Raw genomic sequence first — 12,825 nt, 5'->3', positions numbered from 1 at the left:
ACATGAATAAAACAGCAGTCGCCAATCAAACGGATCAGCTATTGGAAGAAATCGCAGCCTATGCAGTAGACGGGGAGATTACGAGCAAAGAAGCCATTGAAACAGCGCGATATGTACTGATAGACACACTCGGCTGCGGAATGCTGGCGCTCAATTTTCCGGAATGTACGAAGCATCTTGGCCCCATCGTACCTGGTACCGTTGTGCCTAACGGAGCAAGAGTTCCAGGCACTTCGTTTGTGCTAGATCCTGTTCAAGCGGCTTTTGATATAGGCTGTATGATTCGCTGGTTAGATTATAATGACACGTGGCTTGCAGAGGAGTGGGGACATCCGTCAGATAACTTAGGCGGAATATTAGCTGTAAGTGATTACATCAGCAGAACGCGGCTTGCAAACGGTGAAGAGCCGCTTTCGATGAATGACGTACTGCATGCGATCGTCAAGGCACATGAAATTCAAGGTGTGCTCGCTTTAGAAAATTGTCTGAATCGAAATGGCTTGGACCATGTGCTATTTGTCAAAGTGGCAACAAGTGCTGTTGTGTGTGCATTGCTTGGCGGAACAAAGGAAGACGTGCAGCATGTTTTATCGCAAGCGTTTGTTGATAATTCTCCGCTTAGGACGTATCGCCACGCCCCAAACACAGGATCAAGGAAATCGTGGGCAGCGGGTGATGCAACAAGCCGCGGGGTAAGACTGGCAATGATGACACTAAAAGGGGAAATGGGCTATCAAACACCGCTTAGTGCTGAGAAGTGGGGCTTTGAAGATGTTCTTATGCAAGGAAAATCTCTCACACTCGCTCAGCCGCTAGGATCATACGTCATAGAAAATGTGCTTTTCAAAATTGCTTATCCTGCTGAGTTTCATGCCCAGACGGCTGCAGAGGCCGCTATGATGCTGCATGATGCTGTAAAAGATCGATTAGATGACATTGACCGGGTAGAGATTACAACACATGAATCAGCGATTCGGATTATTGATAAGAAGGGGCCGCTGTATAACCCAGCAGACCGCGATCATTGCTTGCAGTATATTACCGCGATTGGATTGATCTATGGTGAGCTAACAGCTGACCATTATGAAGAAGAAACGGCGCAAAATCCGGTCATTGATCGTCTCCGGGATCAAATGGTTGTCAAAGAAGATAAACGTTATACAGCGGATTATTTAGATCCGAAAAAGAGATCAATAGCAAACTGTGTGCAGATCTTCTTTAAAGACGGGACGATGACAGACCGAATCGAAATTGAATATCCACTTGGTCATCGCAGAAGAAGGCAGGAAGGCATTCCGCTGCTTGAAAAGAAATGGGTCTATCATTTGAAGACAAGATTTCCACAAAAACAAGTGGATCAAATTGTGTCACTCTGTCAAAATCCAAATCAATTAAAAACAACAACCGTACCAGCATTTATGGACCTATTCGTCATATAAGGGGGAACTAGTGTGTGGATCGTGAATGATGAATCAAGTCAAGCAGATTTAGCCGCAGCCTTTAAAGAACAAATGCACAAATCAGCTTTATTTCAAATCCCAGGCGTTCACGATGGAATGTCTGCGCTTTATGCAAAAAAAATGGGCTTCCAAGGGCTCTATTTATCTGGCGCCGCTTTTTGTGCCAGCAAAGGACTGCCTGATCTCGGCATGATCCATTCAACGGAAATGGCTGAAAAAGCGAAGGAAATCATTCGAGCTTCTCAGCTGCCGCTTTTGGTCGATATGGATACTGGCTATGGCGGCGTATTGAATGCTGCAAGGGCGGCAAAAGAAATGGTAGAGAGCAAGGTGGCAGCTGTTCAAATTGAAGATCAGCAAATGCCAAAAAAATGCGGACATTTAAACGGAAAGTCGCTCGTTCCAGTAGAAGAGATGATCGCGAAAATCAAAGCCATCAAACAAGCGGCACCAACGCTTTTAGTGATTGCAAGAACCGATGCAAAGTCTGTAAACGGGATGGAGGAAGTCATCCGCAGAGGCAATCTTTATCTCGAAGCAGGAGCTGATGCTATTTTTCCTGAGGCGCTCATTACAGCTGAAGACTTCACGCATGCGTCAAGCAGCATAAAAGGACCGCTTCTTGCAAATATGACGGAGTTTGGTAAGACTCCTTATTATCATGCAGATGAATTTTCGATGTTTGGATTTCAGATGGTCATCTACCCTGTGTCATCACTTAGAGTCGCTGCAAAAGCGTATGAGCGTTTATTTACAGAAATCATGGAGAAGGGGACGCAGCAAGGAATTTTGAAGGACATGCAAACGAGAAAAGAGCTGTATGAAACGATTCAATATGATGACTATGAGGAAATGGATCAGCATTTAGCGAAAACGATCCTGCCGGAAATCGGGAAAGAACAGCGATAAAATGAAAAGCACTTCCTAAACGGAAGTGCTTTTTTTACGATGATGGTGTGGATGATGAAGCCAATTTCATCTTTTCTTCAACTGTTTTCGTTTTTTCTTTTACTTTTTCAGCATAAGTGAAATCACCGTAGCAATACGGATAGCGGAAGTTATCTTTGTTGCCTCCACACGTATAGACTTCGGGGTTTTGTTTCACTTGCTTTTTGGAGTATTGCTTTGCCAATTTCTCGGAATGTTTTCCCCCGTTTTTTGCAACAAAATCAATATAGCCGATTCCCATATTATAGCTTTGAATAATGGTTTCCAAATCAACGCCTTTTTTCTTCCCATGCTTGTACATAGTAGAAAAATGATGGACTCCTTGTCTAATGCTTTTCTGAGGGTCATTGATTTCATTTCGTTTCAAACCAAGAGATTCAGAGGACTGCATTGGATCTCCGCCTCTGCCTTTTGATTCTTGATACATCATACCGAGGATTAACGCGGTATATTGATCTAAATCTTGATCTCTTAGCTCTGTTTCTACAAGCGGCTTGTAATCATCCAATCTCGACAAAACAATTGATTCCGTATCAATCGGCAGCTTTTTTAATTCCTTTTGATTAAAGGACATGACAATGGCTGCTAATACGAAAACAAACAGAAAAATCGTGAAGCAGCCTGAAATGGCAAAACATCCTGTTTTTTTCTTTTTCAAGGTCAGTTCACCCCTGTTTTGCCCCGCTTTTAAAAGGGAAGTACAGCCTTTTTATTATGCCATATCCTGCACAGGATACCAAGTGAAAACCTTATAATCAATCATACCCAAATGTAAATTCGGGTCTTGTTTTCAATCTGTAGCAGAAATAAACAAAACCGATAATCAGCCAAAGCATACCAATGATTAATGCATTTGTACTGATGCTCGTTAACAGCCAAATACAAAAGGCCGTCCCGCACAGAGGGATCAATGCGTATCTCAATGTATTGAGTACACCTCTTTGTTTTTGTCTGACGAAATAGTACGCAAAAACAGACAAGTTCACAAAAGTGAATCCAATCAACGCGCCGAAGCTGATAAAGGAATAAATGACTTCAAGTTCGCCAACGACTGCGGTTAAGGAGAAAGCACCAATTAATAAAATATTAAAAACAGGGGTTTTTAATCTCGGATGAATATATCCGAAGAAACGCTTCGGTAACGACTCATCTCTACCCATTGCATATAACAGCCTTGCTGCACTTGCATGTGACGATAAAGAAGAAGAGATGACAGCGACCATTGTGCCAGCTAAAAAGAACGAGTGGAGAAATGCGCCCCCCACAAATTCCGCAATTTCAAGTGAGGCAGCATCGGGATGCTTGAACTGTTGAAAATTTGGAAATACCTGCTGCAAAAAATAAGACGTCAAGGTAAACAGTACGCCTCCAATGGCGACGGTTAAGAAGATGGCAAGTGGGATCGTCTTTTTTGGCTTAATGGTTTCCTCAGACATGGTCGAAATTGCATCAAATCCTAGAAACGAAAAACATAAAATGGTCGCTCCTGAAAAAATAAGCGCTGGTTCTAAGCTCGCTGAATAAAAAGGCCGGGCGGACAATAATTCTCCACTTCCAGCGTTTTGTGTGAGCCCATAAATAACAAACCCAACAAAAGTGACGGCGACAATGACCTGGAAGGTCACAAATAGTGCCGTGATGTTGGCTGTAAGCCGAATACCGATTACATTGACAGTCGTTATGGCGATAGCAAGTATGATGATCCAAATGTAATGAGGTACATCAGGAAAGGCTGCGGTTAAATAAGCACTTCCGATCGCAAAATTCACCATAGGCAAAAATAAATAATCCAGTAAAAGTGTCCAGCCCACAAGGAAGCCGACATGAGGATGAATACTTTTTTGCGCATATGTATAAGCAGATCCTGCTTTTGGAAAAGCCTTCACCATATTCCCATAGCTAAGCGCTGTCAATAGTAATGCAAGTAACGTAAATATATAAGCTGCAGCGACGTGTCCTTTCGTCAGCTGAGCAACAATGCCGTATGAATCAAATACGACAAGTGGATCCATATAAGCAAGCCCGATCACAACAAGTGGAAAGACAGTCAGGCTGCGTTTTAGTCTTGGCTCTTCAGTCAATTTGCCTATCAGCTCCTCTAAAAAAATGAATAAATAATGCTCATTTTAAAAAGAATGCTACCAAGTGTCAATGCTATTTGAGTAAATCCTTTTTCTAAAGTGTGCCCGCTTTGCATGCCGGACGTTTTGGTATATGATGATACAGAGAATAAGTCGTGATTTGACGGACAAGAAAGGTGAAGCAAAATGAAGGAAGAACTGAATACAAATCAAGAACAGGAACGGATGGAGCTGGATGAAGAAAGTCTATTTCTTGTCTCCCAAACCTTTAAAGCTTTATCTGATCCGACTCGTATTCGAATTCTGCACCTGCTGTCTCAAGGTGAACACTCGGTAAATGATATAGCAGAAACACTGAATCTCATGCAATCAACCGTTTCTCATCAGCTGCGCTTTTTAAAAAACCTTCGTCTCGTGAAATCTAGACGAGCAGGGACCTCGATTTTTTACAGCCCTGAAGATCAGCATGTGATGGAAGTGCTTGAACAGATGATTCACCATGCACAGCACGATTGATAAAAAACCTTCCTACGCCTATAGGAAGGTTTTTATGCATGATGCACATGTGTCGATCGTTTACTTGCTTTCATCATGTGATAAGAAAAAACAACATAGTAAGCAGCTAAAAGAAAAAAGCTGAGCATGGTCATCGCATCATCGCTCACGATATGCTGATATAGTTCAACGACACTGATCTTGGTCATCGAATGGTTTGTCAGCTCAACCAGCTTAAAACTAAGCCTGGATAAAAACAAACATAAAATGAAGCTTTCAATCCATTTACTCGTTTTCATATACAGCCGGCCATTTTCTTCTTTCATTCGAATCGTCTGATAGGCATGAACAGCCAGGCTGCTTCCAAAAAGCATGCCAATAGCGGCATAGATGAAGATACTGTGATTTTGCCATCCTTCTGATAGGAGAATAAGGGCAGAGAGACCAAAGATATACATTCTCATCAAAAGACTGATGGGGCGTACAAGCTGATAGCGTCTCATTCGATTCATTCGAATCATGATGCAGATCAACATAATGCTCCCAATCATGAACAACTGCCACACGTTATGTGTCATGATGCAACCTCCTCCTGCACGTGCAGGGATGTAAACGAATGCTGGCTGTTACTTATCTTTACCATTCTTTCTTTTTTTATCAAAACAAAACCTACATTTATGAAAAAGAGGAAAAGTCATGAAAATCGACCGCATTTTATCTATTGTGATGCTGCTCATTAGCAAGAAGCAAGTACAGGCGAAAGATCTTGCTGAACTCCACGAAGTGAGCGTGAGGACCATTTATCGTGATATTGATACCATCAATCAAGCGGGAATCCCTATTGTGACAACCCAAGGAGCAGGTGGAGGCATTTCACTTGTTGAGGACTATCGTTTAGAGAAAAAATTATTTACCGATGATGACATCGAGGTCATTTTAACAGCCCTCGAAAGCATGACGAGTGCGTACTCCTTTAAAGAAAGTGAGCATGTACTGAAAAAAATCAAATCGCTCATTCCCACGCATACGGATGAAAGCGAAAAACAGCATCATGTCTTCATTGATTTAAGCTCCTGGGGAAAAGACAGCCAGGCTGAGCAGAAGCTCCAGCTCATCCATACAGCTGCCTCAGCGCACCAATATATTCAGTTCACCTATCGCAATGCGAAAGGCGAAACACTTCCACGCAAAGTGGAGCCTTATACGCTTGTTTTAAAAGGAAGGCATTGGTATTTGTATGCGTTTTGTTGTGTGAAAAAAGCTTTTCGTCTGTTCAAGCTGACCAGAATGACGGGTCTTGTCACCATTTCAGGATATTTCCAACCGAAAAGAATCAAAAACGAAGAGAAGCCTTGGAATGACTCTTGGCAAGAACAACCATCGGTCAGCTCTGTCACGCTCAGGTTAACGGAAGCATCAGTGGGCAAAGTGAAGGAATGGGTGGATGAGAACGAATTGAACGTATGTTTAGACGGAAGCTATCTTGCCACCATCACTGTACCTCAAGATGATTGGTTAAATAGTTTCCTATTCCATTTAGGTCCAGATGTCGACATTCTTTCCCCAAAGCATGTCAAAGAAGCGTTTGATCTCCAGTTGAAACAATTTCTCAAACGAATGGAAACTTGACACAATGTTGTCAGGTTTCTTTTTATATGATAGAAAAAAAGGAGATGAGAATGTATGTACGATATCGTGACATTAGAGAAACAATGGATGAAAGGGTTGTCTGTTCGAACAACAAACGAAATGGAGCTGACAAAAGAGCGGAAGATTGCACCTCTTTGGCAGCAATTTTTTGCGCAGCAGCTTCACGGGGGACAAGCGCCCGTCATAGGGCTGTATTCAGATTATGAAAAAGATGAGCATGGCTCTTATTTATTCACAGCGGGACACTTTGTGGATCAGCACTTAGAACATGTAAAAGAGATTCCCTCGTCCACGTACGCAAGATTTCGAACGAGAAAGGGGCCGATTGAAGAAGTTGTGCTTGAAACATGGCAGCAGATTTGGAATTGGGATCAGCGTTATTTTCGCACATATACAGGGGATTTTGAATGGTACGATGAAAGGTCTATTGATCCAAAAGAAGCGCGAATTGATATTTATATTGCGGTCGATGAAAAAATAGTTGCTAAAACTAATAGTATTAGTTAATATAAAACTAACAACATTAGTTTTAGGGGGACACTTGATGAGATTGACAACTTTTGACCGTCTGCACCAGCTCACATTGATGCCGCGATTATTTCCGGTAAATTGTTATGTATTTGAGGAAGAGAATGGGCTCATTTTAATTGATGCTGCTTTAAAAATGGCAGCAAAGCCGATTATCGAATTTGCCCGTCAAAAGAACAAACCCATACACAAAATTATTCTCACCCATAGTCATATGGATCATATAGGCGCATTAGATGAAGTGAAAAAAGTTTTTCCAGAGGCAGTCGTCTATTTATCAAAACGCGATGCCCGCCTATTTGAGGGTGACTTATCCTTGCTTCCTGGCGAACCCCAGCAAAAAATCAAAGGCAGTTTTTCGAGAAATATTCACACAAAACCGGATGTGCTTGTCGAAGAAGGAGATGAGATTGGGCCGCTGAAAGTCATTGCGACACCAGGGCACACACCTGGCAGCATTTCCTTATACGATGGAAGGTCAGGAGTTGTGATTGCTGGGGATGCCCTTGTAACAAAAGGCGGCTTATCAGTAACGGGTGAATTTCGCTGGACCTTTCCGTTCCCGGCCTTTGCTACATGGGATGCAGAAACCGCACTCAATAGCGCCGAAAAATTACTGGCACTTCGCTTATCCTGTCTTGCTGCAGGACATGGCGATCTCATCATAAAACCTCATGAAAAGCTGCAAGCTGCCGTTCGTAAAAGGCAGCAGCAGCTGAAGAAAGGGGAGCAGTAAACCGTGTCTCCAAGAATGGGTATCACGCAAGAAAAAATTATGGATACAGCAGCTGCATTTGTTGATGAAGAGGGGTTTTCTGCATTGACCATTGCTACATTGTCTAAAAGGCTGAACATCAGACCGCCTTCCCTTTATAATCACGTATCCGGTCTTCATGAGATTCAGGCGGCACTCGCAGTAAAAGGGCTGTCCATGCTTTGTGAAGAAGGCATACACGTAACAGAGGGGCTGGATAAAGAAGAAGCTGTTTTAGCCTTCGCCAGGCAGTATGTTGAATTTGTCCGGGAACATCCAGGTCTCTATGAAGCTGCCTTTTCACATATGGATGAGAAAAAAGTAAGAAGCGAGGCAGAGCGCCTTGCTGAATTTGTCCAATCCATCATGTCCCGCTTTGGTGTAAAAGAAGAAGAGATGACACATGTGGTAAGAGGACTAAGAAGCTTATTGCACGGCTTCGGTGATATTTCAAATAAAAAGGGATTTCAACGAAAAGAACAGCTTGAAGACAGTGTGAGCTATGCGGTCAGGCTTTATATCTCAGGTGTGTTGCAAAAAGAAGATCTGTCTCATTGAAAGGTCTTTTTTTTGCAGTGAATCGATATCTTAAAAGGGCGGCCGTCTTGAAGAATTTTTTTAACAGAAAACGAATAAAGATTTGACAGTTTTGTGAAACATGGTATGCTTATTATGTGAAATAATTCACATAGAGGAGTAGAGGCAGATGAAAAGAAAGCCTGTTTATGTGGAAACAACCATTCATGCACCTATAGAGAAAGTCTGGGAATATACGCAAAATCCAAAGCTTCATGAACAGTGGGATTTGCGTTTTTCAACCATTTCATTAAATGAACCCCAAAATGAACAGCCCCAATCCTTTTTGTATGAAAAGCATCTTGGGTTTGGTTTAAGTGTCACAGGGACAGGAGCGTATCGAACAAGAATGATGGATGAACGGAATGAGCGGGCATCCTCACTTAATTTCAAATCGTCACACCCATTGTCTTTTATCAAAGAAGGCAGTGGCTACTGGAAGTATATGAAAACAAGCGATCACATTGTATTTCAAACTCAATTTGATTACGAAACGAAAGAAGGAAAAGGTTGGACATGGGCAGACCGGATTCTTTTTCGCCCGATGATAGGATTTATGACGGCCTTTAGTTTTGGCGCTTTAAAGACGTGGCTTGAAAAGGGAACGCATCCTCGGTTATTACTAGAGAGAACACTTGCTCATTACGGGATTTGTTTGCTGTTTGCCATCGTCTGGCTATGCCAAGCGGTCATCCCTTTTTCACATTCTGCTTTTGATCATAGCATGGGATTTCGATTGTTTTATGCGCTTTTAGGTGTATCATGGCTAATTCCTAAGCTATCAAAAAAATATCTTTTCATTCTACAAAGCATTTTTTTTCTGATCATGCTTTGTATAGGGATCCTATCCCCGCAAACGACGCTTCATGAGCCGCTTGTGATGAGTGCATTTTTCATCTTGTCGATTGTAGGTATGATCAATTTAAGAGATTGTATAGATGTATTTTCCATCAAACGAAAAAGGGGAGGTAGACATGGTCGTTCATCGTCATCAAGTAAAGGATTACGATAAGCTGCATCCAAAACTAAAAGAGAGATACAACCGCGCGTTTTCTGCTGAAGGCACCATGGGGGAGATAGGCGGCGGGTCAAGACTCATTCGATTGATCTTCAGAATTGGTCCATTGTTTCGTTGTTTTTTCCCTGAGAGAGGAAAAGATATTCCTTTCCAAATTGTCAATGAGCCCTTTGTGACAAATAAGGGGGAGGAAGGGATGCACTGGTATCGAACGTTTTATTTCCCAAAGAAGGAGCGGCACTTTGATGCAGATATGATCATTGATCAGAAGAGTCATACAGTCCTAGACTACTTTGGAAAGCCTAGACTTCTTGTGTCAGAGCTTCATTTTACAGTAACAAAGCATGGTTTCCTGCACATTCAATCCGGCCGGCAGAAGTTTTTGATGTTCGGCAGGGAATGGCCGCTGCCTTCATGGCTTTATGGTGTGTCAGATGTAACGGAAGGCTACGATGAGGATGCAGGTGAATATACCATTGATGTCCACGTGAAAAATCGCCTGTTTGGTACTCTTTTTACATATAAAGGCCGTTTTACAGAAAGGATGTCTCCTGATGAATAAGTGGCATTTGACCTCCAGTCTGATCTTTATGTCTTTTTTTATCGCCACCCGTTTGATGACAGGTCCGATAGCAGAATTTTTTGTTCTCATGGCGATTCTATTTTTTCTTCCCGCTGCCTTACACTTTTTTGAGAAAGAAGGGAAGAAACAAAAGCCAGGGATGCTGATCGGCTTTTTAATGAAAGCCTTTCCACTAGCGGCTCTTTGTGCAACCGCTGCTTTTATCTATCATTCCGCCTGGTTTGCATCGGGCTGGCTTTTATATACATTCCTGTTGGCGTTATTTGGCTTTGCTCGTTTGCTGAAAAGAGGAATCTTTCCGCTTCATGAGCTGATGATCGATGGCGCATGGATGTATATCGCTTTAGGCGGGCTTTGGTTTTGGCTGTACACAGCAGATATACAGGTGATGACATTTTCGCCGATCATTGTTCTTTTGACCGCTATTCATTTTCATTACTCGGCTTTTTTTATCCCGCTTTTTTATGGATTATTAGGGAGACAGCGAACAAAGGAGACAGCTTTATACATAGCGGCGGGCTGGGTGATTTTGCTGTCGCCTGTGATGATTGCTGTTGGGATTAGCTTCTCCCGTCTATTTGATACGTTCAGCGTCGTTCTTTATGTGGTTGCCCTCTATATATATGGAATCCTTTGTGTGAAAACAAAATTTCGGTCAACTTTCGCAAAAGGTCTTGTTGTGTTTTCTAGCTTTGTTTTAATGGGGACGATCGTGTTATCTCTTCTTTATTCAGCGGGTATGCTTATGCGAGTGACCTACATCAGCATTGATCAGATGATTTGGTTTCATGGCAGTATCAATGCTTTTTTTGTGATTTTGCCAGGTTTAATTGGCTGGTTGATCGAAGGACCGAAGGATCAATTGAAGCAGAAGGATTTTCCGATTTCGAAAGTGCATGGTCGCTTTCATTTGATCTCTTTTCAAGAGGAAAGAGTGCACGATCGAGAGAAGCTCGGTTTAGTCGATTCACTTGATGAATTAAATGGAACGACATTTTCAGCTGATCGGGTTTCACCTGTGATTCGCAGATTTTATGAGAACCCTATGGCTTTTATGTTAAAAGCAGCCGTCAGTTTCCATTGGTGGGTGAGGCCTTTTGTTTTTTTACTTCAGCCAGTGTTTAAGAAAATAGGTCAGCTTTATTTGGGGTCATCTCGTATTCCTTATGAAATGCCGGGAAGTCTTTGTAGATTTCAACACCCTAAGGAAGAAAGAGAGAATGTGCGTGCGTGGATTCGTCATAACGCAAAAGGGGAGCAAGTCTTTTTTGCACTTTATGCTCTTCATCACGATGCAGCTGCGGGTTATATGAATATTGCGCTGCCGCTTCCGTATTCTCAGCTGACTGCCATTTTAAAGCCTTTTAATGAAAAGGAAGACTTTCTATTAAAAAGCACACGTCCAAAAGGCAGTACCGGTGACGAAGGATTGTATTTACATACGCCTTTTATCACCATGAAACTGCCAATGGAAGAAAGCTTTCATATGAAGCCGGAGACAGATCAAAGTCTCACAGCGGTACACCAAATGAAGCTGTTCGGTATTCCTTTTTTAACGATTCATTATCATATTGACAGCGAAAGTCATCATGTTAGTCAATGATGTCACATGGTTCACCGTGCCGAATGATGTTCACAATTGCTTGCCCATCACTCGGATGATGATCTGCATACTGGACTGGCAGCAGTGCAAAAAATACATAGTAGACTGAGAAGTAAGCAAATTGATAGAAAAATTGGTGCTCTGGCAGGAAATCATTGGCGATCATTGTATTCAGTATGAGAACACTGAGCAGGTTGCATAATGAACCGCCTAAGTAGACAAGAATGTGCGAAAATCGGTTATTTTTCCTCATTTCTTCATAGTGGCAAAATGCATCTAGAAAATAGATTCGTCTAATTTCAACGACGCCTACTTTCAACACTTTTTTGCCTCTGCCAAGAGCAAAGGAAACCTTTGCCCCAAACATCCACGCAACCACAATATGGCCAAGCTGATGAAGGATGGCAACGATAGGAAGAATGACGAAAAACGACCAGCAAAACGTCCACATATCCGATAATGTAAACAAGTGTGAACCCTCCCCAATATATTCGGGAGGAAGCAGTAGGATTATTTGCCATTTTACTGAATTCATTTTCAGGATGCAAACATTTAATACACGACTATAAATTTATTATGTAAACTAAAAGGGAGATTTTAGCGCTGAATAGGCTTTTTGAACCTCCTTTTTGACGAAATGAATGTGCTACAATGGATAATCAATAGATTACGTTACCTTTCGTGAAGGGGAGAGAGTCATATGGCAGATATTGAACAGTTCTTGGCGTTAGATATTCGTGTTGGGACGATCATAGAAGCAGAATTATTTGCAGAGGCAAGAGTGCCAGCGTTGAAACTCAAGATTGATTTTGGTGAAGAAATTGGTGTAAAGCAATCTAGTGCTCAGCTGACAAAGCGTTATACAGCGGAGAATCTTACCGGCAAACAAATTGTAGCAGTCGTTAATTTCCCGCCAAGAAGAATTGCAGGGTTCAAATCAGAAGTGCTTGTCTTAGGAGGCATGCCATCAAAAGAAGACGTGGTTTTGCTAGCCACAGATGAACCGGTTGAGAATGGAACAAAAATAGGGTAAGAAAAAAGACATCTTCCTCAGAAGATGTCTTTTGCGTATTGAGGCGGAATAACCACACGCCACATTCGTGTGTGTCTCAAAGAGACATGTTACCCG

At 42.1% G+C, this 12,825-nt stretch carries 15 protein-coding genes; 11 read left to right on the top strand and 4 right to left on the bottom strand.

What is annotated here, in order from left to right; all coding sequences use genetic code 11:
- Nucleotides 1-2 precede the first annotated feature (2 nt).
- Nucleotides 3-1,439, top strand: a complete 1,437-nt coding sequence (locus tag C6344_RS05300; RefSeq protein WP_060596540.1) for a bifunctional 2-methylcitrate dehydratase/aconitate hydratase — start codon at nucleotides 3-5, stop codon at nucleotides 1,437-1,439.
- A 12-nt stretch (nucleotides 1,440-1,451) separates the two neighbouring features.
- On the top strand, nucleotides 1,452-2,369 hold the full coding sequence (gene prpB, locus C6344_RS05295) for a methylisocitrate lyase (protein WP_106072810.1): 918 nt from the start codon (nucleotides 1,452-1,454) through the stop codon (nucleotides 2,367-2,369).
- A gap of 34 nt (nucleotides 2,370-2,403) precedes the next feature.
- Here prpB and C6344_RS05290 read toward each other — a convergent pair whose 3' ends face one another.
- Together C6344_RS05290 and C6344_RS05285 are read right to left on the bottom strand one after the other, a co-directional pair.
- Nucleotides 2,404-3,066, bottom strand: a complete 663-nt coding sequence (locus tag C6344_RS05290) for a lysozyme family protein (RefSeq protein ID WP_034660911.1) — start codon at nucleotides 3,064-3,066, stop codon at nucleotides 2,404-2,406.
- Nucleotides 3,067-3,163: 97 nt separating this feature from the next.
- Complete coding sequence (locus tag C6344_RS05285) at nucleotides 3,164-4,489, bottom strand: APC family permease (RefSeq protein WP_034660910.1); 1,326 nt, start codon at nucleotides 4,487-4,489, stop codon at nucleotides 3,164-3,166.
- A 186-nt stretch (nucleotides 4,490-4,675) separates the two neighbouring features.
- On the opposite strand from C6344_RS05285, the gene czrA reads away from it, so the two are divergent.
- Complete coding sequence (gene czrA / locus C6344_RS05280) at nucleotides 4,676-5,005, top strand: Zn(II)-responsive metalloregulatory transcriptional repressor CzrA (RefSeq protein ID WP_007500691.1); 330 nt, start codon at nucleotides 4,676-4,678, stop codon at nucleotides 5,003-5,005.
- Nucleotides 5,006-5,037: 32 nt separating this feature from the next.
- Here the strand turns inward: czrA and C6344_RS05275 are convergent, their stop codons facing one another.
- Nucleotides 5,038-5,562 (bottom strand): CcdC protein domain-containing protein, encoded by a 525-nt coding sequence (locus C6344_RS05275; RefSeq protein ID WP_106037307.1) that lies wholly within the window; start codon nucleotides 5,560-5,562, stop codon nucleotides 5,038-5,040.
- A gap of 118 nt (nucleotides 5,563-5,680) precedes the next feature.
- Here C6344_RS05275 and C6344_RS05270 point away from each other — a divergent pair, with 118 nt between their 5' ends.
- The 7 genes from C6344_RS05270 to C6344_RS05240 all read left to right on the top strand — a co-directional run bounded on the left by C6344_RS05270 (nucleotide 5,681) and on the right by C6344_RS05240 (nucleotide 11,696).
- The gene (locus C6344_RS05270) at nucleotides 5,681-6,613 is read left to right on the top strand and encodes a helix-turn-helix transcriptional regulator (RefSeq protein ID WP_106037306.1); all 933 of its coding nucleotides are present in this window, start codon (nucleotides 5,681-5,683) and stop codon (nucleotides 6,611-6,613) included.
- A 54-nt stretch (nucleotides 6,614-6,667) separates the two neighbouring features.
- The gene (locus C6344_RS05265) at nucleotides 6,668-7,141 is read left to right on the top strand and encodes a GyrI-like domain-containing protein (protein ID WP_106072809.1); all 474 of its coding nucleotides are present in this window, start codon (nucleotides 6,668-6,670) and stop codon (nucleotides 7,139-7,141) included.
- 37 nt (nucleotides 7,142-7,178) lie between these two features.
- Nucleotides 7,179-7,898, top strand: a complete 720-nt coding sequence (locus tag C6344_RS05260) for an MBL fold metallo-hydrolase (RefSeq protein WP_034660906.1) — start codon at nucleotides 7,179-7,181, stop codon at nucleotides 7,896-7,898.
- A 3-nt stretch (nucleotides 7,899-7,901) separates the two neighbouring features.
- Entirely contained in the window at nucleotides 7,902-8,474 is a 573-nt protein-coding gene (locus C6344_RS05255; protein WP_034660905.1) for a TetR/AcrR family transcriptional regulator, read from the top strand.
- 148 nt (nucleotides 8,475-8,622) lie between these two features.
- Nucleotides 8,623-9,504 (top strand): hypothetical protein, encoded by an 882-nt coding sequence (locus C6344_RS05250; RefSeq protein ID WP_106072808.1) that lies wholly within the window; start codon nucleotides 8,623-8,625, stop codon nucleotides 9,502-9,504.
- A complete protein-coding gene (locus C6344_RS05245; protein WP_106038613.1) occupies nucleotides 9,467-10,072 on the top strand; it encodes a DUF4166 domain-containing protein in 606 nt (201 codons plus the stop codon). The genes C6344_RS05250 and C6344_RS05245 overlap by 38 nt, the downstream gene beginning before the upstream one ends.
- Nucleotides 10,065-11,696 (top strand): YndJ family protein, encoded by a 1,632-nt coding sequence (locus tag C6344_RS05240; protein ID WP_106072807.1) that lies wholly within the window; start codon nucleotides 10,065-10,067, stop codon nucleotides 11,694-11,696. Before C6344_RS05245 ends, C6344_RS05240 begins: the two co-directional genes overlap by 8 nt.
- Here C6344_RS05240 and C6344_RS05235 read toward each other — a convergent pair.
- Nucleotides 11,686-12,165 carry a site-2 protease family protein gene (locus C6344_RS05235; RefSeq protein ID WP_034660901.1) on the bottom strand — a complete coding sequence of 160 codons (480 nt, stop codon included), beginning with the start codon at nucleotides 12,163-12,165 and terminating at the stop codon, nucleotides 11,686-11,688. The genes C6344_RS05240 and C6344_RS05235 overlap by 11 nt on opposite strands.
- 231 nt (nucleotides 12,166-12,396) lie before the next feature.
- On the opposite strand from C6344_RS05235, the gene csaA reads away from it, so the two are divergent.
- The gene (csaA, locus tag C6344_RS05230) at nucleotides 12,397-12,729 is read left to right on the top strand and encodes a chaperone CsaA (RefSeq protein ID WP_060596531.1); all 333 of its coding nucleotides are present in this window, start codon (nucleotides 12,397-12,399) and stop codon (nucleotides 12,727-12,729) included.
- Nucleotides 12,730-12,825 lie beyond the last annotated feature (96 nt).

Origin of the sequence: Bacillus sp. GBSW19 (assembly GCF_002998655.1) — a bacterium.
In the GTDB taxonomy this organism is placed as follows: domain Bacteria; phylum Bacillota; class Bacilli; order Bacillales; family Bacillaceae; genus Bacillus.
This window is presented reverse-complemented; position numbering and strand designations above follow the sequence as displayed.